Source organism: Chelativorans xinjiangensis, assembly GCF_009812055.1.
In the GTDB taxonomy this organism is placed as follows: domain Bacteria; phylum Pseudomonadota; class Alphaproteobacteria; order Rhizobiales; family Rhizobiaceae; genus Chelativorans; species Chelativorans xinjiangense.
This window is the reverse complement of sequence record NZ_WQNH01000002.1, coordinates 186,172-202,367: the sequence shown is the minus strand read 5'-3', so window position 1 is coordinate 202,367 and position 16,196 is coordinate 186,172. Positions and strand designations below refer to the sequence as shown.

Sequence of the window (16,196 nt, the reverse complement as noted above, 5' to 3'; positions counted from 1 at the left end):
CCATTCTGCCGTCCCGATACTACATGGAGCGCGGGGGAAGGCGCTCGCGGAAGATGCGCAGGAAACCGTCAGTAATGACATATGTCGGCTTGACGCGAATTTCGGCGCCACCTATTGAACCTCCTCGCTGCTCATGAGCGGCATGGCCTCGTGGCGGAGTGGTTACGCAGAGGACTGCAAATCCTTGCACCCCGGTTCGATTCCGGGCGAGGCCTCCACCTCCCAAATTTTCCGCTGCGTTTTCAGTGTCATGACCTTTCGCGCTACACGAATACGTGTGTAGTGTCGTTTAAACGCTACACATTACCAAATTTCTCTGACGCCTCATCGGCCATCTTGCGCCGATTCGCCGCCTGCACATAAGGCCGCGCCTCTTTCGCGTCTCTCCAGCCGAATAGCGCCATAAGCTGCATTTCTGATGCGCCATTCTCGGCTATCTTCGTCGCACGCCATTTTCTAACACTGTGCGCCGTCATCTTCTCCACGCCCGCCTGCCGAAACCACTTCGCTACACGCTGCGAAAGAGCCTTGTCGCTGGCGAACGGTCTGCCCCACTCGTTAGTCAGGAACGTCATCTGATCGCGCGGCAGCGCCGCCATAAGCTCGGGATGGATCGACAGTTCGCACCGAACGCCGGTCTTAACCGTCTCGAATACGAGGTGACCTTGGCGAATATGCTGACGGCCGAGAATGCGGAGATCCGATACACGAACCCCTGTGTGCCTCAGGATCGTCATGGCGAGCCATGCCGGCCCGCTGGTGTGCCTTGCGAGGTATGCGGTGATGTCGTCGTCCGTTGCTGTATCGTGGCCACCACGGGGAACAGAGAGACGCTCCACGACCTTTACAGGGTTGTCCGCACGCCACCCCCTGGCGATGGCCAGCTTGAAAACTTGAGACAGGATTTTCAGCCGCTCGTTGGCTGCATTCGGGCTCTCGGCTTTCCGGTCGCGCAAGGCAGAGATATGACGGGGCCCGATCTTGTGGGCGCGTTCAATGGCAAACGTCTCAGGATAACGAGGGTTTATCCGCTCCTTCGTCATCGACAGTATGACGCGGCGGCGCGCCTCCCTGGTGGTCTTTGCCTTCCCCTTGAATTCGGCGCTGTCCATGTACTGGTCGCAGAGCCATGCGAATGTACCCTCGGCGGCATGGACGGCTGGAGCAACCCAATCGAGGTTGCGCTGATACGCCTCCATGAACTCGGGCGAAAGAGGATCGTCGGGCAGGCGCGCCATGGGCTGGCCCCGGCGCCGGAAATAGTAACGGAAAGAGCCATCCCTATTGGGATAGGCGGTGACGTGCTGGAGCCTGAGCTTCATCGGGGCGTTCACGGTTGCGGCTCCCGAATTAGCCCGTCATCGTTCGCGATCTCGTCAATACGCGGGGCTGGGCCATCCCCGATATCCCCGCTAATCACAACCCGCAGCTCATCGCCGTTGAAAATGACTTGACCGACGATAAGCCCGCAACTCCGCACGGCCTTGACCATGCGGCATACCTCGTCTTGGGTGATGCGAGCTGCGCGTCTCGTCACCTATCTCTCCTCCCCTTGTTCAGAGAGGGAGCGGCGCCCGGCAATTTGGGCGTCAATCAATGCCCGGTGCGCCTGCGATGGCGTCATGCCGGACTTGCGGGACCGGTACCGGGCTCTCTTCTGAGCCTCCTCAAGTGGAATCAACCCTCCCTTGACCGCCGCTATGTCATCCTTCCTAGCGGCGTTTTCTGCCGCGCCCCACGCAAGCCTCTGCGCTTCCGTCAGCCTCATTCCCCGCCCCCTTCCTGCTTCAGGGCGCGGCCCATCTCGCAGAGCGCCTTGTGAGCCACATCGGACTGTTCGGCGGCGCTCAGATGGTCCATTGCAATCCTGCGAAGGGCCGTCCCCGCAATCTTCACTGGATCAGGATCGCCGGGAGCAACAAGGCGGTAGCCTGCGGCTGCTAGGGCTTCGAGTATGTTGTCTGCTATGTCGTCCGAGCCGTAGATGCGGCTCGTATGACGCTGTGCGTGCACAATATCTGATATCGTATCCCGCGCTGCGATACGAGATATGAGGTCGCGCAGGTCAGCCATGGTCGCCCTCCGGTTCTGTGGAGGGGGTGACACACGAGAGAATGCGGTCCATTTGGGGCTCGGCATCGATCCCGGACGCATAGCGGTCGATCCAGTGTAGCGCCATGGATTCATCGCGCCACGCCACCGCATTACCCTCCGGCACCATAAGGGGAGCGGCAGAGCGGATGAGGGCGAGAAGTTTCCGGCAGTCTCCCAAGGTCCATTCAATGGGATAGTCGTCATGCTGGCGCGGGATTTCCCGCTCGCCGCCGAGATCGGCAACGATGGTTTCGAGACGCTGGACTAGATCACCCCACTCCGGATCCGCCCCCGCTTCCTGCGCCGGCTTGTCGCGCCACGCGGCAAACGGCCCAGAGCGAAACGTTGCCGTGCATTCAATGCCTAGTTTTGCCGCGCGACCGCATAGGCAGTTGGGGCAGAGCAGGCCATCATCCGGCGCGATCTGCCGCCATATGTCATGCGGGACAACAAGGTCCGGGAACTTGGCGTCACCGTAGGGGAGCCCACAGTCCATGCAGACCGCCCCCGCTTCCTGCGCCGGGGCTGGGGAGGAATGACCCTCGCTCTGAACGAGGGCGGAAAGGATGCGCGCCTCGAAATCGGCTTTGGCGTCGGCTTTGGCTGCTTCTTCTGTCGGCTTGTTGCCTTTATTGAACGGCCATGACCACCCGTAAGAAGCGTCACCGTAACGGACTACAGCAACTTCACCGAAAGGGCTTTTAGCTATCCATGCATCGTAGGAAATACCCTGAGCGCCTTGATGGAATATCCACTCCAACGCCCTCACCCCCACCACATCACCCTTCGGGGCATGGGCGAGGGCTGCGGAGAGGAAGGGCATCAATGCTTCTGCCAGAGCACCGGCACCAAGCGAATTGCTGCCGTCAACGCGTCTGATTTCTTGCGCGAGCGCGTCTGTGTCAATCGTCATGGCGCTTTGCCTCCTTCATCCATTCGCGTGCGGCGCGAAGATGGCCCTGCGTGAAGTCGTGCGCCCACGCCACCCAATCGTCGTCACCATCTTCGGGTGGATCATAACTGTCTGCCGCTTCTGCCAATGGTGCGACAACCCTCTCCGCAGCCTCTAGTCTGGCGGTGAGGCGGACGCATTCGGCTTCGGCGGCTGCGATCTTATCAACCGCCTCCATGAGAACCGGGCCAAGACCGCGTTCATCGTCGGCTTTGAGGATGAGGGTTTGCAATTGGTCAGAGCGGGCCTTCAGCACATCGCGCTCTGCGAAAAGAGCCTCAATCGTTTCTGTCGTTCCAGCAGTGATGTCCCGCTCGCGCTTCTTCATCCATCCCCCAAATTCGCGGGCTTTCTCAAGGTCGGCGGATAACGAGCGCAGGGCAATGGCAGCTTCGCGCTTCAGAGGGCCGCTTTGGCCGTAGCCGCCAGTTGCCTCTAGACGCTTGCACAGCGCCTCAACGTCCATTGGTTTATCGGTGGTCATGATATGGCCTCAAATAGTTTGCGTGGCGGCAACGGCTGTTTGCCCTGTCGCTCTGGTTTCGATGGCTTGGGGAAAGATGGTCGGCTCTTGAGATTGCCAGCAGGCTTGGAAACGCCACGCGCCTTGTCCTGCTGCCGAAGCGTCTTCGCGGCTTTCGGCGTGTCATGCTTGGCGGATTTGTGCCTGTGGCAGGGAATGCATGTCGCCGCGCAATTCGACAGGCTGTTGTCCTTCGAGTTGGCGTCGAGGTCTATATGGTCGAACTCCACGCCGGCCGACAGGGGCGCGTTGCAGCGCTTCCCGGGTTCTAGGCCATACCACGCGCCAATCGCCTCACAGCGGCCCTGTGAGCGCTCTAGGGCGGCACGGCGTGTTGCCTTGGTGAACTCCCTGCGTGCCATCAGAGCCGCTTCCGTATCTGCACATAGGCAACCCACAAGAGACCCACGACGCTAAGGCCGTACAGAATGCCCTTGATGCCCAAAAGCATGTGGAGGGTGAGGGAAAACATACCGATTGCGGACCCGATATAGATGATGGCCATCAGGATAAGCATCGCATCCTGGTTCTTCATCCTTTCGTCGCGCGCGCGCCTCTCGGCCCTGTACCGCTTCATGGCCTTCTCATATTCGGCATCGCTGTCGAACATACACCGGGGCGGCTCTGGCATTGGAGGGGGCATCATGGGTAGCATCACCACGTCTCCCGCAGCACGGTCAGTTCACCCTCGCTAAACACCTCCTCCAGCGCAAAGACGCATACCCGCGTGAGATGGGCATCAACCTCTTCGCGTAGCTGACGTGTCTTTGCTTCGCGGATATCGGCGTAGGGGTCGCGGGGAGAGCGACGCAGATGTTGCTTAATATGCAAGAACTTTGTCATGCTGCCACCTTGCCCATAGCGCGGTAGTTGCTCTGCACCGTGCGCCATGCCTCTATCACGGCCTCGCATTTTGACCGCTGATTGCGATATTCCTCGTCGGTCTCGACGGCGGCATAGAAGCGCTCGCAGGCAAGTTGGTATTCTTCCGACAGGACCGCCTTGGATTCCCGCTCGGCAACGCTGCCGGCGGCTTCTAGGAAGGCGCGGGCCTTCGCGGCCCGGCGCTCGTCTTCCCGGCGCTCACGCATGGCCCTTGCAGCGGCTGCTGGCTGCGCATGGCTTTCCAGCATGTCGAACGCCGCGTGAACCGTCTCGTCTCGAATGGTGAAGCGCATGTCTCTCTAGCCTCCGTCAGAATGGCAGATCGTCTGCGTCGTCGGGGTCGGGGTCGTATCCGCTCTGCTGCTCGCCGTAGGAGCGGCGGATTTCAGCGGCGCGCTGTTCTTTGGGCTTGAGCTTCCCGGAGATATATTTGTTTCCGTTTCGGTCCACGTTCGTCCATGCGTCAGCAAAATACTGGACGCCATCGACTAGGGCGGTTCCCGACATGTCGGGGTGTTTGTCTGTTTTCCTGTCTTTGTTGGGGAACAGCGAAAACGTCATATCTTTCCGTTCGTAGCTCATAGTGCTTTCCTTCTGGTCCACTTCTTTTCCACCGCGCCCGGAACGTGTGACCAAGTTGTTCCAAGGCAAATGTCCGTAACGGTTCCCAGAGGAACCCCGTACTTCCTCACAATTTCCGAATAGGTCATCCCGGCGTGCCGATCTGCCCGCATAGCCATGACCGTTTCGCGATTGACGCGCGTAGCATGGTGTGACGATCCGCGCCGTCTTCCGGCCTTCACAGACGCGGCGACCGCATCTACGCAATTCGCCCTGCCCTTTCGGGCCATATCCGCCATGTTCTCGGAGTGGGTGCCAAGGAATAGATGGTCTGGATTGATGCAAGATCGGTTGTCACACGTGTGGCAGACGCTTATCCCCGCAGGGATACTGCCATTCGCAAGAATGAACGCGGCCCTATGGGCGCGCAGAACCTTTCCGCCAAAACCGACAGCGCCGTAGCCCGTAGGCCCACGATATCCGGTCCATTCGATGCACCCGGACGACAAGACCTTGGATTTTCTCCGCAGTCTCTCTCGCAGAGAGTCGAGCTTTTTGGCATCGAATGCCATAGCTATGCGTCCTCTTTTTCCATTTGTTCGATTAGCTTTTCTTCGAAGGTATCGAATTCATTGGCCAAAGAAGACAGCCACGCCGTCGTCCACCCGTCCTTCTTCGCCTGTGCGCGGTAGGATGCTTTCATCGCCTCAAGGGCCATGAGGGTTTTCACGTCCTGGATATCGGCGTGGAATTGCTCCATGACGGCAGGCCATGCACCTTCGCGCTTAAGAGCGGCGGATGACTTGTGGGGGGGCTCTTGGGGAGCGCCTCCGGGCTTGAAGTCGTCACTCTCTTCCTCGGAATAGACGAGGCCGTGCAGACCGACGAGCTTCAGAACAACGCGGTCCTTGGCCCTCTTCTCCGCCATTGCGTAGGGGTACGCATTCTTGTTGTTGCTCGGAGCCGCTTCCCCGAATGACCACTCTTGGCGGTCGCCCATCTTTCCAGAGACGGCGATAGCAACTGTCTTGCCGGCGCTGTTCGCCTCGATGATCTGCGGCATGTCGAAGACGACGCCGGCCTTAGCTGCGATACGCTCGATTGCCTTGTGATATGCTACCCATGTGCCGTGGCAATCCCACAACGCGTCATTCGGGCTCTCCCCATATTCGGTGAGGATTTCGATCAACCTGGGGTCAATATTCTTGGTCATCGCTTCGCCCTCTCTCGCTCGTCTTCCAACATCCAAGACAGCATCCACGCCGCCCTCTCTGCCCCGTACAGTTCAATCAGGTTGCGGATTGCGCAGCGTGCCTCGTACTCGTCTAAACCTGGCGGGCGTTTCGTGGGCGCCTCTGGGCGCTCCAGCGTGTCGGTCGGGATCATGACGCATCCCTCCCAATCAGAGGGCCGCTGTAGTAGCGGGCGATAGCGCCGCTATCGTATCGCCAGCTCTTGCCGGAACCGCCGCAATCAGGGCACTCATCCGGCTCCTTGACGCCAAACGACCAAACCGTGAGATATCCGGCCCCATCGCATCTGGCACACCTGATGTGCTTGCCGTTCATGGCTTGCTGTGCTTCGCTCATGATTTCTCTCCGAGCATTTCGCGGATACGCTTGCGCTGTAGATTTATGCCGGCGCGCTCTGCCTCGGGTGTAAGGATGGCACCGGGGATGGGTGTGGGCTCGGGAGCGCATGCCCGTTCTGCCTCTTCAAGGCTTAAGCCGGCGTCTATCAGTTCCAGAATGCGGAGCGTCGGAATGTGATACATCTGGCGCAGCATCTTGCTCACGGCGATGTTCGCGGCTTCATCGACCTCTAGGGGGTTGCGGCTCATCATCTCATCCTTCACTGGAGGGGGAGGCGACATATTGCGGGCAATCCTGATACGGCTGGTGGCGGTCGATATACCCACCACATGGCCGGCTCATTCCGCCGACAAAATACCAAGCGGATGGGAGTGGGGTTTCGGGCATCTCCCACGTGCACCGACCATCACCAGACGGATGAAGCCTCCCCGTCTTCGTGGTGCGCCAGCGGGCAAGAGAGCACGTCATGCATCCGCTCATCACCGAACTCCTTCACTGGAGGGGGGGGCAATCGGCAAATGTGCCCTCGCGGAATCGTGGACCGCCATCAGCGTGCGAGCCCATCCGATTAGGCCGTGCCACTCGCAGAACTCTGCGAATGCCTCTTCCGGCGTCATCCGCGCGATTACCTCGTCTTCAAACTCACGGTATTCCATGGCGGAATGCCGGTAGTCGGACGCGATGATGCGGTCCCAGCGTTTGGAGTCGCTCATGATTCTTCCCCTCGGCCTTCTGCCTTGGCGATGGCGGCGCGGATTTCAGTAACGCACCTGTCCATCGCTTCCCCGACTGACCGGCGACCGGCATCATCGAGTGTGGCCTTTGCCCACAAAAGATGATCTTCGGCTTCCTTCAGCGCATCCAGCATGTCGGGAGCCGCAGCCATGAGGCGGGCATTTGCTTTCATCCGCGTTTCGGTGTCGTTGTCCGTGTCGCAAATGCCGATGCAGTTATTGCCCGAAAAGACGTACCTGCCCTTGGCTTCCCATTCTCCCGGCGTATACTTCTCGCTGCTCATCACCGAACTCCCTCAAGGCGCTCGTCGTTCTGGAAATCGGCTCTGGAAGCCTCCCGGTCGAACCCGTCGGGAACGTCCTCCGGCTCATCGATCAGCGTCAGCCAGTCCTCGTCGGGCTCTTCCTCGCCCGAAAGCACGAACTGCAACTGGTGGCCGTGGCATCGCCACGTCTTGCCGGTCTCCCGGTCGAAGACATCGGCGGTATGCGTCGGCTTGCCGGACAGGGCGCTATTGCCGAAACGCTGCTTCACGACAAAGAAGCGTTGCTTCTGCGAGGCCAATGCCTCGGCTAGGTCGGAAAAGGTGCGGGCCAGTGCGTTCATCTCGGGTTCCTTCCGTCTCTCACCGTGTGCTTCCCCGTTTCCGGGTGGGGTGGGTGGGTATGGGAGTGAATGTAGGACCGTTTGTCCTTGCTGTCAAGGACGAAATGTCCTAAGTGTTGCCGCATGAATAAGGACAGCGGCGAAGCCGGTTTTCACCGGAACAGAAATGAGTGGGTGGATTACGTGCTGGAGCGGGACGACCTGCACCCGACGATACGCCTTATCGGGTGCTGGATTGCGCGGCGGATCAACGAGAACACGCGGGACACCTGGTATCAGGTGAGCACGATTGCCCTGAAAACGGGCGTTTCTTCTCGAACAGTGATTAGGGCCGTAGCCACCCTAGAGGGAGAGGAGCTTCTATTCGTTCGCCGTGACGGACAGCGCGGCCGACAGAAGGCCGTCAATCGATATGAACTGCTCTATCCGTGGCTCTGAAAGTGACATGGGTGTCACCTTGGGAAAGTGACATGGGTGTCACATAAATTTAAAAGGCACAATTACAAAAGGTTATTCTTTCGGTATAGGGCTCTGAGAGAGGTTATCTATATCACTGAGGGCCGGAAGACGTTCTTTGCCCGTCACGAGCCAGCCGATTGAGATGCGGCACGCCAGGCAAAAGCGCTCGACAAACTGATGGGGTAATTTGCTGCGGGTTTCGTATTGCTTATAGCGATCCTGCTCCATGTCGAGAAGTTTGGCGATTTCGGCCTGAGTAAGGCCGGACCGCACGCGCGCCAGCTTGGTGCGCTCTATGAACCTCACATCATAGGCAGCTTGCGGCGCCCTCGAGGGCTGTTTGGATCTCGGAGCCATAGCGGGTTCGTTCTTCGAAAATTCAGCTAAGGACAGTTTGCCCAATTCGAAAAATCGTGTCCAAGGACGATATGCGCTTGCATCCAAGGACAATTGGTCCTATAAGGGATGCATGTACACGTCATTCCAAGATGTAATCGGCCTTTGGCCCTCCCCGGATGCGATGGCGCAAGAGATAGGCGCGAGCCTCCCCGCCGCCCGCAAATGGAAGCAACGCAACAGCATCCCGGCCGAGTGGTGGAACGACATCGTGTCCGCCGCCCGTCGCCATGGGCACCTGATTAGCGTTGATGACTTGGCGGCGCTGGCGGCATCGAAAAGGGAGGCCGCAGCCTAATGAGACAGCGCCCGCAGGTCCTCCGCCCCACAGCATCGGTAGCCCACCGCCGTCATGCAGGTCTTCATCCCCGCCAGTATGGCCGGGAGGGTGGCGACAAGCCTGACCTCGATGGTGTGTTCCATGCCGCCGTAGATGGATTCCCGCGTGGCGTAGAATGTCAGCCTGTACATCCCGTCCCCCATGTCTTCGACGTGCGAGAGACCGGAGACATAGGTATCCGGCACATTGACCGGCTCGGAAAGCATTTCGATGGCGCGCATGGAGATGAGGCCCCCTTGGGTTCTTATTCTTGTGCCCTTCACGGAGAGTTTCACGCAGATATATCGGTTGTAGCAAGAGGCATCTCCTACACGTCCGTTGCCTTCCGGGCTCTTGGTTTCGAAACCGTTAACGGCCCCGCTCCTAAAGAAGGAGCGAATGCATGAGCATCCCCGACGCAAACGGCTGGCGCAGCATAGAAACCGCGCCGAAGGATGGGACGGAATGCCTGTTCTACAGCCCCGGCAAGAAGCGCGCGAACAATAAGAACGCGACCGACCCGCACGTGCATATAGACCTCTTTAGCGAGCATTGGCCCCGTGCCATGCATCAGTATCCGGAAGCCCCGTACACCCACTGGCAACCCCTCCCCAAGTCTCCAGTCGAGGAGCAGTCCTCATGACCATTAGACCCATTTTCGCTTGGTACGACCTTTGGATTGGCGCGTTCTGGGATGGCGGTAAGCGCAAGCTCTACATCCTCCCCGTTCCCTGCATCGGCGTTGTCATCCAATTTCCCACCGCTCCCCACGAGGGAGACGTCTCATGACCATCCTCCCATTCCCCACCAATCCCCATCGCCTCGTCTACTCCTCCCAAGCCGAGGCGACCCTGCGTCAGGAGGCGAACCCCTCCACGCCTCCTGACGCCCTTTCTTCAATTCGCGGCGTTGCCAGTCCTGTCGTCGCGAATGAGACCGGCGCGGGTTTGCCCCTCGCGGACCCCGCACCCGCGCCGGTCCACCATTATCTCTACTCACCCTGGACCGTCACCCATGACAATTGGTGGCGAGCATGACACGGCAACCCCACTACGATTTCCAATTTGCCAAGCTCTGCCGCTTCCTCATGGAGCGCGGATTGACAATGCACACCCCGCGAAAGGGCGATCCGTATTTCCGCGTCAAGCTGGGCAAGCCGCACCCCCCCATCCGCACACCGGAAAAGGAGGTGTAGAGGATGAACATCCACGTCTTCCTTCATTGGAAGGACCTCGACACGCCCGGAAAGATCGACGCGATCAAGGCGGTGCACGAACACGGCATGAGCGCGCGCAAGATTGCCCAGGAGATTCCCGGAGCATCCCGGAACAGCATAATCGGCATGTACCACCGCCACGCCAACAAGCTTGTCGGATTCGCCCTCCCTAGCGGCCCTGGCACCATCACCACCAAGAAACGCAAGGGCGCGCAGGCCGAAGCCATCATTTCCTTCATCGAAGCCAATCCCAAGGCTACGGCATCGGAGATAGCAAAACACGTTCGCACCAACCACAGCTATGTCCACACCGTTGCCAAGGCAAATGGCCACATCATCCCGCGCGGGGATGTTGGCGGATATCGTCCGCGCGTCGGCAAGCCCGGCGCAAGGTTGGCAAATCTTCAGGATATAGAGGGTCGTCGCGATTACGGGACCACGGCGCTTGATTTTCGTGTCCGGAAACCCAACCGCCCCGCATGGCGCGATCTCCCCATACCGGACGATGCCCCACCGCCCCGCATGGTCTCCCTGCTCGATCTGGAGCCCAACGAATGCAAGTGGCCCTACGGCGATCCCAGGGAGGCTGATTTCGGTTTCTGCGCTCATGAGCGCGCCCCCGGCTCTCCGTATTGCCGATACCACGCGGCGTGCTCCAGCGGTTCGTTCCACTGCGAGGAGCAGGCGGCATGAGCGGCATCGTCCGTCAAAGCCAGTTCGATAGGCCCGCTATACCGGCGAATCCCGGAGAAGTGTGGAAAGACATATCCGGATTTGAAGGGCTTTATAGCGTGTCGACGCACGGCCGCATCTGGAGTCACGTATCTGGTTGCTTGAAAAAAGCCAAAACCTCGCGGCGCGATAGATATCTTTCCGTCAAGATTTACAAGAATGGGCAAGAGAATAATTTCCTCGTTCATAGACTTGTGGCTGAGACTTTCATTCCAAATCCAGAAGGGAAGCCTCAAGTCAACCACAAGGACTTTGATAGGCAAAATCCAAGAGTTGATAATCTTGAATGGAATACCCCTCTGGAAAACGTTGGTCATTTCTTGGCTAGCGGGAGGAAGAAAAGGTGCCATCGATCCCATCCCAGATGGCATGTGAATAGAGTTCGCTCTCTCTATTCCTCCGGAGACCTCTCGATTGAACAACTCGCGAGAGCCTTTCGCATGTCTACAAAAACAGTGTGCAAGATGATCAACGGGGAATACGTGTGTCATGACTGAAATTGTCATTGGCATATCCGTTGCGGCGGCAGCTGAGTGGGGATGGCCATCTCAACGAGGAACTGCGCATGGCCATCCCCGGCAGCGCAGAGCGGCGGCACTGCGCATTCAATTCCGAAATTCTGCCCGGCCTTACGGCGCCGGGAACCGATTTGCGGCGTGCATCCAAGCCTGCAAGCAATCTGCTCGCCGCCTGCTCGAAAGTTTCCATCTGTCTCCAATTGCTCTCTTCCATGGTCATTACTGTAGCCATGGAGTGAGTGATGAAGCGAGGCAAAGTCGTTTCCAAGTTTGTAAAAAGTGTTTCCGAGGATGAGATGAGCACGACAGCGCTTATTGAAGCGAAGAGTTGGTACGAAGGGCTTCTGGATGCTGAGTTCAGGGGCCGGAAAGACACGGACGGGGCAGCCCGTTACCGGCTTTCCGAGCGGCTTGGCGTGAAGGAGAACAAACTATTCCGTCTTCAATACCGCTTTGCCGAGATGAGAGATGTGGCTGGCGAGGTCTATCGCCGGCTCCAGCTCGCGCACGATGAGATGTGCGCGAGAAACGAAGCTGCCGCCGACGCAGATCGAGCCGAGCGGCTTGAACTAAAGGCAACACGACATGCGGTTCTTCAAAAGCCTGCTTCGGCGGGCGTTGCAGAGGTTGCTGCTTCTGATCGAGCGGCTGAGAAGGAGATGAGATGAACGAGGCAGAAATCACCACCGAGGAATACCGCGAATATCACTATGGCGATGGCGATGTGTATCGCATCGATGGTCCCGTGCGCCTCTGGTGGAAGCGCGACGAGGACGGCGACAGCCACCGCATCCTAGACGCCAGCGGCGTCACCCATTATCCGCGCCGTGGCTGGGTGGCCATTACGTGGAAGGCGCCCTCGGAGCCCGTATCGTTCTGATGAACATTCAGCCGTTCTTGATAGGCGAAGGATGGGTCGAGGTCCGCGACGGTAACGACACTGTGCGCGCAATCTTCGACAACCATTACAGCCGCTATTTCTACAAGGACGGCAGAAAGCCCAAACTGTTCGTTGGACCGGGCGAAAAGACGGTTCTGATGACCGCCGATGCGGGCGCTATCTGCGTTTGGCGCAAGTTCATCAGCGGCGATGGCCAAGACGGCGTGAATTGTGTGGTGTTTAGGCGCGAGAGCGGCGACGTGGCGAGCGAATTGCTTGCCGAGGCCCGGCGCCTGGCGTGGCAGCGCTGGCCCGGTGAACGTCTTTACACATACGTCGATCCCCTTGGGGTCGAGCCGACAATCCGTGCCGGCCGGCCCACTTGGGGTCATTGCTTCTATCAGGACGGATGGAAGTTCTGCGGGTTGACCAAGAAGCGCCTGCACATCCTCGAACGCCTCCCGGGGGAAGACGACTAATGTACACCCCAACCCCATCAGAAAAACTCGCTCTCAATCTCACCGGCGTCATAGCCGCCATCGCCGCTGTTCTAGTCGTCTTTTCGATTGGCGTAGCGGTCGGCACGGTTCTGTGACGCTCGGGATATCCCCATCTGACTCAAGGAGAACGATGATGATACGTAATCTCAAGACCGTAGCCACTTCCATCATCGCCACCACGGCGGTTGCCGGCGCGCTTGTAGCGGCTTGGCCGGCTCATTCACAGCAGCGCCAGGCCTGCATGCCGTTCGATAAGCTGTCCGACAGTCTGGCGGAGAAATATCACGAGCAGCCGACAAGTATCGGGCTCGTCAATGAGACAACCATTGTGCACGTCTTCGCATCACCGGACGGCCGGACGTGGACCCTCGTCTCCGTAACCGCCGATGGCAGAGCCTGCATAATGGCCTCCGGCGTGTATTGGTCGCAAGAGAAGCTGCCGCTGTCGGGGGATATGATTTAATGACTTGGATGTTGATCGTCATCATCACACTATCTGGTGGCTTTCCCCTGTACCAGAAGCTTCCATACGAGACGCATGAAGCATGCCTTGCGGATGCGATACACGCAACAAGCGTAATCGAAGAGAATTTCGCAAGGGGAGCAATTGAGGGTTCTTGGACGGTAACTTGCGTGGAGGCGAGCTGATGCTCTCGCATCTCCTCCTCATGCGGCTTGCCATCGTCACCGTCGCCGGTTGCGTCCTAGCAATATGGGCGCACGCCAATGGCTTTATTACGCCGATCTTTGCTGCCGATGTATCGCGCCTTTCGTATGCTATTGTCGCGCTTTTCGTGACCGGTCTCGTCTCGACCTTCGTCCGCGCCGCAAAGGTGAGCGAGGCCATCAATCGCCATAAAGCCGACCGCCGAGCCGATGCAGCCAAGCGCCGGAAGGCGGCGAAGTCTGCCGACAAGAACGCTCACATTGGCGCCATCGCCGGATGGCTACAGGTGCTTGGTATCCTCGGCACTGTTGTTGGGTTTTCAATTGCTATCGGCGGCCTTGAAGGCGACGAGACAACCGTTGTGCTTGAGGGACTGCGCACGGCGATTGGCACTACAATCCTCGGGGGCTTCCTGTCTCTTTGGACGAGCGTCAACGCGCAAATGCTGGATACGGCGACGGCCGGATTTGTGGAGGACGTACGTTGACGCGGCGCACCTTCGCCCTTCCGGTCATCTTCACCGACTTCTTGTTCCTGGCTCTGCTGGCGATGCTCTTGCTCATCAACCCGCCGACAGAGGCAGACACGGCAACCCCGCCGGGCAACATGTCTGTGACCATCGTCTGGCCCGAAGGTAGCGACGATGTTGACCTGTGGCTCATCGGGCCGGGGCAGGCAAAACCCGTTGGCTATAGCAATCGCGGCGGCAGTCTGTGGAACCTCCTTCGAGATGACCTCGGCACGTCGTCGGACCCCATGCCGCTCAACATGGAGCACGCCTACAGTCGCGGCCTGCCTGCTGGAGAATACATCATCAACCTGCATGGTTTCCGCCTTCCCAATTCGCCGGTGACGGTCGCCGTCGAGGTCCGTAAGGGCGAATTTGGCAGACGGCAGGCATTGCTTTTTCAAGAGACGGTGGTGCTTCGCGCCGCGCAGGAAAAGACCGTCGTGCGGTTCAAGCTCGACGGAGACGGAGATGTCATTCCCGGCAGCGTCGATCACGTCTTTCGTCCACTGAGGAGCAGAAGATGACCATCATCATCGTCATGTCTATTGCCATCCTCGCGCTCGCTGTCGGCGGGATTGCCTACGACATTATCGTGTTTGGCAGAGAGGATTGGGACGAATGACCACCGCCTGGCTAGCCTTGACCACCATCCTCGCCGCCTTCGCATGGCTCACAATTTGGGCGCGCCGTCCTACGGCCAGCCGCTACATCGCGGTAGCCGCATTGCCGTTAGCGTTGGCTGCGGTGTGGCTTGCCCTGACCTCGATGCTCGGCAAGCCCGCCGATGGTGGCCTTCCGCCCGGCGAGTACGAGGTGCTTGGCGCCAGGATCGACGTTGACGAGGCGATCTATGTCCTCTTGGACGGTGAGCCCCCTCGTTATCACCGTCTCCCCTACAGCGCACAAGCCGCAGAGCAATTGCAGGGCGCCATAGAGAGCGGCAATGGCGTGCAGATTACCATGGACGGCGACGGTGGCGAGATGACGTTTCACGAGCCGCCCATCGAGGCGGACGCGCCGAAGCGCATCGAGCGCCCATCTATGAGGGTTGGAGAATGATCCGCGCCATGAGCCCCATCTCAGCCAAAGAATATCGCGCCATGGCCAAGAAGCCCAAGCGCAACAAGTTCAACGCCCGCAAGGTGACGGTGGACGGCCGCACCTACGACAGCAAGGCGGAAGCCGCGTATTGCGAGACGCTCCTGCTCCGCGAGAAAGCGGGAGAGGTGAGCGCCATCGAGTTTCAGAGGCCATTCGCGCTGATAGGCCCGGACGGAATGCTCATCACCACCTATCGCGCCGATGCAGCCTTCTGGGACAACATCGAAAATCGCTTCCGGGTGATCGACGTGAAGGGCTTCGAGACGAAGGAATTCAAGATCAAGCGCAAACTCATGAAATCGCTTCTCGGGCTGGATGTGGAGATTGTGAAGGCATGACACAGAGCATTATTGAGCGCGTTGCAGAAGCACTGTTCCCTATCGGGACTGACGATGATCTTGGCGACTGGTCCGAAATGGGTGAGAGCATCAAGGATCGCTATCGTGGGTACGCCCGCGCCGCCATAGAGGCAATGCGCTTTAACGAGGACGGCACCGATTGCCCTGAACCCATCCGAATAGCTGGCGAGGAAGCGTATTCCGAGAATGGAGACAGCCGGGCGATCTTCAATGCGATCTTAGACGCCGCTCTCAACGAGGAGAGCGCGAAATGAAGAAAATCCTCGAAAATCTCATGGCTGGCGGTCTCGATGAAGAACACGCCCGTGCCGTCGAGGAATATCGGCGTGTGACAAAGAAGGCCAAGCTCACCCCCTTTGCCGCGAAGCTTCTTGCCAAGCGGTTTTCCGAGTGGGGAGACCCAAACGAGGCCGCTGAAATTATGATTGAGAAGTGCTGGCAAGGTTTCAACGCCTCATGGCCGCGTGATCGCCCGCGCCCAGGTGCCCCCCCCTCCACCGGTCACGCCCTTGTCGATGCCCTATACGCGAGGCACCATTGACACTCCCAGCCACCCAGACCCAGAGCAAGCTACCGCTCTCGCCTCTATC

35 protein-coding genes and 1 tRNA gene are annotated in these 16,196 nt (G+C 59.0%); 19 read left to right on the top strand and 17 right to left on the bottom strand.

What is annotated here, in order from left to right; translation table 11 throughout:
• Positions 1 to 144 precede the first annotated feature (144 nt).
• A tRNA-Cys gene (locus GM910_RS02775) sits at positions 145 to 218 on the top strand.
• Positions 219 to 296: 78 nt separating this feature from the next.
• Here GM910_RS02775 and GM910_RS02770 read toward each other — a convergent pair.
• The 15 genes from GM910_RS02770 to GM910_RS02700 form a co-directional block, all read right to left on the bottom strand.
• Positions 297 to 1,334: a tyrosine-type recombinase/integrase gene (locus tag GM910_RS02770; RefSeq protein WP_159585978.1), complete on the bottom strand. Its 1,038-nt coding sequence runs from the start codon at positions 1,332 to 1,334 to the stop codon at positions 297 to 299.
• Positions 1,335 to 1,764: 430 nt separating this feature from the next.
• Positions 1,765 to 2,073, bottom strand: a complete 309-nt coding sequence (locus GM910_RS02765; protein WP_159585977.1) for a hypothetical protein — start codon at positions 2,071 to 2,073, stop codon at positions 1,765 to 1,767.
• Positions 2,066 to 3,007, bottom strand: a complete 942-nt coding sequence (locus GM910_RS02760; RefSeq protein ID WP_159585976.1) for a hypothetical protein — start codon at positions 3,005 to 3,007, stop codon at positions 2,066 to 2,068. Before GM910_RS02760 ends, GM910_RS02765 begins: the two co-directional genes overlap by 8 nt.
• Positions 2,997 to 3,530, bottom strand: a complete 534-nt coding sequence (locus GM910_RS02755) for a hypothetical protein (RefSeq protein ID WP_159585975.1) — start codon at positions 3,528 to 3,530, stop codon at positions 2,997 to 2,999. Before GM910_RS02755 ends, GM910_RS02760 begins: the two co-directional genes overlap by 11 nt.
• On the bottom strand, positions 3,527 to 3,931 hold the full coding sequence (locus GM910_RS02750; RefSeq protein WP_159585974.1) for an HNH endonuclease: 405 nt from the start codon (positions 3,929 to 3,931) through the stop codon (positions 3,527 to 3,529). Before GM910_RS02750 ends, GM910_RS02755 begins: the two co-directional genes overlap by 4 nt.
• Positions 3,931 to 4,146, bottom strand: a complete 216-nt coding sequence (locus GM910_RS02745) for a hypothetical protein (RefSeq protein WP_159585973.1) — start codon at positions 4,144 to 4,146, stop codon at positions 3,931 to 3,933. The genes GM910_RS02750 and GM910_RS02745 overlap by 1 nt, the downstream gene beginning before the upstream one ends.
• A 77-nt stretch (positions 4,147 to 4,223) precedes the next feature.
• Positions 4,224 to 4,412 carry a hypothetical protein gene (locus GM910_RS02740; RefSeq protein WP_159585972.1) on the bottom strand — a complete coding sequence of 63 codons (189 nt, stop codon included), beginning with the start codon at positions 4,410 to 4,412 and terminating at the stop codon, positions 4,224 to 4,226.
• The gene (locus GM910_RS02735; RefSeq protein ID WP_159585971.1) at positions 4,409 to 4,747 is read right to left on the bottom strand and encodes a hypothetical protein; all 339 of its coding nucleotides are present in this window, start codon (positions 4,745 to 4,747) and stop codon (positions 4,409 to 4,411) included. The genes GM910_RS02740 and GM910_RS02735 overlap by 4 nt, the downstream gene beginning before the upstream one ends.
• Positions 4,748 to 4,763: 16 nt before the next feature.
• Positions 4,764 to 5,036, bottom strand: a complete 273-nt coding sequence (locus GM910_RS02730) for a hypothetical protein (RefSeq protein WP_159585970.1) — start codon at positions 5,034 to 5,036, stop codon at positions 4,764 to 4,766.
• On the bottom strand, positions 5,033 to 5,587 hold the full coding sequence (locus GM910_RS27785) for an HNH endonuclease signature motif containing protein (protein WP_159585969.1): 555 nt from the start codon (positions 5,585 to 5,587) through the stop codon (positions 5,033 to 5,035). The genes GM910_RS02730 and GM910_RS27785 overlap by 4 nt, the downstream gene beginning before the upstream one ends.
• Before the next feature lie 2 nt (positions 5,588 to 5,589).
• A complete protein-coding gene (locus GM910_RS02720; RefSeq protein ID WP_159585968.1) occupies positions 5,590 to 6,228 on the bottom strand; it encodes a trna delta -isopentenylpyrophosphate transferase in 639 nt (212 codons plus the stop codon).
• Positions 6,229 to 6,600: 372 nt separating this feature from the next.
• Positions 6,601 to 6,855, bottom strand: coding sequence for a hypothetical protein (locus GM910_RS02715; protein ID WP_159585967.1), 255 nt, complete (start codon positions 6,853 to 6,855; stop codon positions 6,601 to 6,603).
• A 231-nt stretch (positions 6,856 to 7,086) separates the two neighbouring features.
• Positions 7,087 to 7,320 carry a hypothetical protein gene (locus GM910_RS02710; protein ID WP_159585966.1) on the bottom strand — a complete coding sequence of 78 codons (234 nt, stop codon included), beginning with the start codon at positions 7,318 to 7,320 and terminating at the stop codon, positions 7,087 to 7,089.
• On the bottom strand, positions 7,317 to 7,625 hold the full coding sequence (locus GM910_RS02705; protein WP_159585965.1) for a hypothetical protein: 309 nt from the start codon (positions 7,623 to 7,625) through the stop codon (positions 7,317 to 7,319). Before GM910_RS02705 ends, GM910_RS02710 begins: the two co-directional genes overlap by 4 nt.
• Positions 7,625 to 7,948, bottom strand: a complete 324-nt coding sequence (locus GM910_RS02700; protein WP_159585964.1) for a hypothetical protein — start codon at positions 7,946 to 7,948, stop codon at positions 7,625 to 7,627. The genes GM910_RS02705 and GM910_RS02700 overlap by 1 nt, the downstream gene beginning before the upstream one ends.
• A 123-nt stretch (positions 7,949 to 8,071) precedes the next feature.
• On the opposite strand from GM910_RS02700, the gene GM910_RS02695 reads away from it, so the two are divergent.
• A complete protein-coding gene (locus GM910_RS02695; protein ID WP_159585963.1) occupies positions 8,072 to 8,386 on the top strand; it encodes a helix-turn-helix domain-containing protein in 315 nt (104 codons plus the stop codon).
• Positions 8,387 to 8,458: 72 nt separating this feature from the next.
• Here GM910_RS02695 and GM910_RS02690 read toward each other — a convergent pair whose 3' ends face one another.
• Positions 8,459 to 8,851 (bottom strand): helix-turn-helix domain-containing protein, encoded by a 393-nt coding sequence (locus GM910_RS02690; RefSeq protein ID WP_159585962.1) that lies wholly within the window; start codon positions 8,849 to 8,851, stop codon positions 8,459 to 8,461.
• Positions 8,852 to 8,876: 25 nt separating this feature from the next.
• Here GM910_RS02690 and GM910_RS02685 point away from each other — a divergent pair, with 25 nt between their 5' ends.
• Complete coding sequence (locus GM910_RS02685) at positions 8,877 to 9,101, top strand: carph-isopro domain-containing protein (protein ID WP_159585961.1); 225 nt, start codon at positions 8,877 to 8,879, stop codon at positions 9,099 to 9,101.
• On the opposite strand, the gene GM910_RS02680 is transcribed toward GM910_RS02685, so the two are convergent.
• Positions 9,098 to 9,364 (bottom strand): hypothetical protein, encoded by a 267-nt coding sequence (locus tag GM910_RS02680; protein WP_159585960.1) that lies wholly within the window; start codon positions 9,362 to 9,364, stop codon positions 9,098 to 9,100. The two genes, GM910_RS02685 and GM910_RS02680, sit on opposite strands and share 4 nt — an antisense overlap.
• A gap of 161 nt (positions 9,365 to 9,525) precedes the next feature.
• On the opposite strand from GM910_RS02680, the gene GM910_RS02675 reads away from it, so the two are divergent.
• The 16 genes from GM910_RS02675 (at position 9,526) to GM910_RS02600 (ending at position 16,147) form a co-directional block, all read left to right on the top strand.
• On the top strand, positions 9,526 to 9,765 hold the full coding sequence (locus GM910_RS02675) for a hypothetical protein (RefSeq protein WP_159585959.1): 240 nt from the start codon (positions 9,526 to 9,528) through the stop codon (positions 9,763 to 9,765).
• Positions 9,762 to 9,911: a hypothetical protein gene (locus GM910_RS02670; RefSeq protein WP_159585958.1), complete on the top strand. Its 150-nt coding sequence runs from the start codon at positions 9,762 to 9,764 to the stop codon at positions 9,909 to 9,911. The genes GM910_RS02675 and GM910_RS02670 overlap by 4 nt, the downstream gene beginning before the upstream one ends.
• Before the next feature lie 244 nt (positions 9,912 to 10,155).
• Positions 10,156 to 10,317, top strand: a complete 162-nt coding sequence (locus tag GM910_RS02665) for a hypothetical protein (RefSeq protein ID WP_159585957.1) — start codon at positions 10,156 to 10,158, stop codon at positions 10,315 to 10,317.
• A 3-nt stretch (positions 10,318 to 10,320) separates the two neighbouring features.
• Entirely contained in the window at positions 10,321 to 11,031 is a 711-nt protein-coding gene (locus tag GM910_RS02660) for a GcrA family cell cycle regulator (protein ID WP_159585956.1), read from the top strand.
• A complete protein-coding gene (locus tag GM910_RS02655) occupies positions 11,028 to 11,567 on the top strand; it encodes an NUMOD4 domain-containing protein (protein ID WP_159585955.1) in 540 nt (179 codons plus the stop codon). Before GM910_RS02660 ends, GM910_RS02655 begins: the two co-directional genes overlap by 4 nt.
• A 68-nt stretch (positions 11,568 to 11,635) precedes the next feature.
• Positions 11,636 to 11,827, top strand: coding sequence for a hypothetical protein (locus tag GM910_RS02650; protein ID WP_159585954.1), 192 nt, complete (start codon positions 11,636 to 11,638; stop codon positions 11,825 to 11,827).
• 3 nt (positions 11,828 to 11,830) lie between these two features.
• Positions 11,831 to 12,256, top strand: a complete 426-nt coding sequence (locus GM910_RS02645; protein WP_159585953.1) for a hypothetical protein — start codon at positions 11,831 to 11,833, stop codon at positions 12,254 to 12,256.
• Positions 12,253 to 12,468, top strand: a complete 216-nt coding sequence (locus GM910_RS02640; protein WP_159585952.1) for a hypothetical protein — start codon at positions 12,253 to 12,255, stop codon at positions 12,466 to 12,468. The genes GM910_RS02645 and GM910_RS02640 overlap by 4 nt, the downstream gene beginning before the upstream one ends.
• Positions 12,468 to 12,947 (top strand): hypothetical protein, encoded by a 480-nt coding sequence (locus GM910_RS02635; RefSeq protein ID WP_159585951.1) that lies wholly within the window; start codon positions 12,468 to 12,470, stop codon positions 12,945 to 12,947. The genes GM910_RS02640 and GM910_RS02635 overlap by 1 nt, the downstream gene beginning before the upstream one ends.
• 154 nt (positions 12,948 to 13,101) lie before the next feature.
• A complete protein-coding gene (locus GM910_RS02630) occupies positions 13,102 to 13,431 on the top strand; it encodes a hypothetical protein (protein WP_159585950.1) in 330 nt (109 codons plus the stop codon).
• 184 nt (positions 13,432 to 13,615) lie between these two features.
• The gene (locus tag GM910_RS02625; RefSeq protein WP_159585949.1) at positions 13,616 to 14,122 is read left to right on the top strand and encodes a MotA/TolQ/ExbB proton channel family protein; all 507 of its coding nucleotides are present in this window, start codon (positions 13,616 to 13,618) and stop codon (positions 14,120 to 14,122) included.
• Positions 14,119 to 14,670: a hypothetical protein gene (locus tag GM910_RS02620; RefSeq protein ID WP_159585948.1), complete on the top strand. Its 552-nt coding sequence runs from the start codon at positions 14,119 to 14,121 to the stop codon at positions 14,668 to 14,670. The genes GM910_RS02625 and GM910_RS02620 overlap by 4 nt, the downstream gene beginning before the upstream one ends.
• Before the next feature lie 94 nt (positions 14,671 to 14,764).
• The gene (locus GM910_RS02615) at positions 14,765 to 15,205 is read left to right on the top strand and encodes a hypothetical protein (RefSeq protein WP_159585947.1); all 441 of its coding nucleotides are present in this window, start codon (positions 14,765 to 14,767) and stop codon (positions 15,203 to 15,205) included.
• A gap of 41 nt (positions 15,206 to 15,246) precedes the next feature.
• Complete coding sequence (locus GM910_RS02610) at positions 15,247 to 15,585, top strand: DUF1064 domain-containing protein (RefSeq protein ID WP_159585946.1); 339 nt, start codon at positions 15,247 to 15,249, stop codon at positions 15,583 to 15,585.
• Complete coding sequence (locus tag GM910_RS02605) at positions 15,582 to 15,860, top strand: hypothetical protein (RefSeq protein WP_159585945.1); 279 nt, start codon at positions 15,582 to 15,584, stop codon at positions 15,858 to 15,860. The genes GM910_RS02610 and GM910_RS02605 overlap by 4 nt, the downstream gene beginning before the upstream one ends.
• Positions 15,857 to 16,147 carry a hypothetical protein gene (locus tag GM910_RS02600; protein WP_159585944.1) on the top strand — a complete coding sequence of 97 codons (291 nt, stop codon included), beginning with the start codon at positions 15,857 to 15,859 and terminating at the stop codon, positions 16,145 to 16,147. The genes GM910_RS02605 and GM910_RS02600 overlap by 4 nt, the downstream gene beginning before the upstream one ends.
• Positions 16,148 to 16,196 lie beyond the last annotated feature (49 nt).

Excerpts from the sequence above, each read along its gene's own strand:
- GM910_RS02760 (WP_159585976.1), bottom strand. The coding sequence starts at position 3,007 with ATGACGATTGACACAGACGCGCTCGCGCAAGAAATCAGACGCGTTGAC.
- GM910_RS02735 (WP_159585971.1), bottom strand. The coding sequence starts at position 4,747 with ATGCGCTTCACCATTCGAGACGAGACGGTTCACGCGGCGTTCGACATG.
- GM910_RS02710 (WP_159585966.1), bottom strand. The coding sequence starts at position 7,320 with ATGAGCGACTCCAAACGCTGGGACCGCATCATCGCGTCCGACTACCGG.
- GM910_RS02655 (WP_159585955.1), top strand. The coding sequence starts at position 11,028 with ATGAGCGGCATCGTCCGTCAAAGCCAGTTCGATAGGCCCGCTATACCG.
- GM910_RS02630 (WP_159585950.1), top strand. The coding sequence starts at position 13,102 with ATGATACGTAATCTCAAGACCGTAGCCACTTCCATCATCGCCACCACG.
- GM910_RS02665 (WP_159585957.1), top strand. The coding sequence starts at position 10,156 with ATGACACGGCAACCCCACTACGATTTCCAATTTGCCAAGCTCTGCCGC.
- GM910_RS02695 (WP_159585963.1), top strand. The coding sequence starts at position 8,072 with ATGAATAAGGACAGCGGCGAAGCCGGTTTTCACCGGAACAGAAATGAG.
- GM910_RS02720 (WP_159585968.1), bottom strand. The coding sequence starts at position 6,228 with ATGACCAAGAATATTGACCCCAGGTTGATCGAAATCCTCACCGAATAT.
- GM910_RS02715 (WP_159585967.1), bottom strand. The coding sequence starts at position 6,855 with ATGAGCCGCAACCCCCTAGAGGTCGATGAAGCCGCGAACATCGCCGTG.
- GM910_RS02640 (WP_159585952.1), top strand. The coding sequence starts at position 12,253 with ATGAACGAGGCAGAAATCACCACCGAGGAATACCGCGAATATCACTAT.
- GM910_RS02610 (WP_159585946.1), top strand. The coding sequence starts at position 15,247 with ATGGCCAAGAAGCCCAAGCGCAACAAGTTCAACGCCCGCAAGGTGACG.
- GM910_RS02670 (WP_159585958.1), top strand. The coding sequence starts at position 9,762 with ATGACCATTAGACCCATTTTCGCTTGGTACGACCTTTGGATTGGCGCG.
- GM910_RS02730 (WP_159585970.1), bottom strand. The coding sequence starts at position 5,036 with ATGAGCTACGAACGGAAAGATATGACGTTTTCGCTGTTCCCCAACAAA.
- GM910_RS02605 (WP_159585945.1), top strand. The coding sequence starts at position 15,582 with ATGACACAGAGCATTATTGAGCGCGTTGCAGAAGCACTGTTCCCTATC.
- GM910_RS02685 (WP_159585961.1), top strand. The coding sequence starts at position 8,877 with ATGTACACGTCATTCCAAGATGTAATCGGCCTTTGGCCCTCCCCGGAT.
- GM910_RS02660 (WP_159585956.1), top strand. The coding sequence starts at position 10,321 with ATGAACATCCACGTCTTCCTTCATTGGAAGGACCTCGACACGCCCGGA.
- GM910_RS02615 (WP_159585947.1), top strand. The coding sequence starts at position 14,765 with ATGACCACCGCCTGGCTAGCCTTGACCACCATCCTCGCCGCCTTCGCA.
- GM910_RS02745 (WP_159585973.1), bottom strand. The coding sequence starts at position 4,146 with ATGAAGCGGTACAGGGCCGAGAGGCGCGCGCGCGACGAAAGGATGAAG.
- GM910_RS02675 (WP_159585959.1), top strand. The coding sequence starts at position 9,526 with ATGAGCATCCCCGACGCAAACGGCTGGCGCAGCATAGAAACCGCGCCG.
- GM910_RS02765 (WP_159585977.1), bottom strand. The coding sequence starts at position 2,073 with ATGGCTGACCTGCGCGACCTCATATCTCGTATCGCAGCGCGGGATACG.
- GM910_RS02700 (WP_159585964.1), bottom strand. The coding sequence starts at position 7,948 with ATGAACGCACTGGCCCGCACCTTTTCCGACCTAGCCGAGGCATTGGCC.
- GM910_RS02635 (WP_159585951.1), top strand. The coding sequence starts at position 12,468 with ATGAACATTCAGCCGTTCTTGATAGGCGAAGGATGGGTCGAGGTCCGC.
- GM910_RS02680 (WP_159585960.1), bottom strand. The coding sequence starts at position 9,364 with ATGCGCGCCATCGAAATGCTTTCCGAGCCGGTCAATGTGCCGGATACC.
- GM910_RS02755 (WP_159585975.1), bottom strand. The coding sequence starts at position 3,530 with ATGACCACCGATAAACCAATGGACGTTGAGGCGCTGTGCAAGCGTCTA.
- GM910_RS02650 (WP_159585954.1), top strand. The coding sequence starts at position 11,636 with ATGGCCATCCCCGGCAGCGCAGAGCGGCGGCACTGCGCATTCAATTCC.
- GM910_RS02740 (WP_159585972.1), bottom strand. The coding sequence starts at position 4,412 with ATGACAAAGTTCTTGCATATTAAGCAACATCTGCGTCGCTCTCCCCGC.
- GM910_RS27785 (WP_159585969.1), bottom strand. The coding sequence starts at position 5,587 with ATGGCATTCGATGCCAAAAAGCTCGACTCTCTGCGAGAGAGACTGCGG.
- GM910_RS02625 (WP_159585949.1), top strand. The coding sequence starts at position 13,616 with ATGCTCTCGCATCTCCTCCTCATGCGGCTTGCCATCGTCACCGTCGCC.
- GM910_RS02705 (WP_159585965.1), bottom strand. The coding sequence starts at position 7,625 with ATGAGCAGCGAGAAGTATACGCCGGGAGAATGGGAAGCCAAGGGCAGG.
- GM910_RS02645 (WP_159585953.1), top strand. The coding sequence starts at position 11,831 with ATGAAGCGAGGCAAAGTCGTTTCCAAGTTTGTAAAAAGTGTTTCCGAG.
- GM910_RS02750 (WP_159585974.1), bottom strand. The coding sequence starts at position 3,931 with ATGGCACGCAGGGAGTTCACCAAGGCAACACGCCGTGCCGCCCTAGAG.
- GM910_RS02600 (WP_159585944.1), top strand. The coding sequence starts at position 15,857 with ATGAAGAAAATCCTCGAAAATCTCATGGCTGGCGGTCTCGATGAAGAA.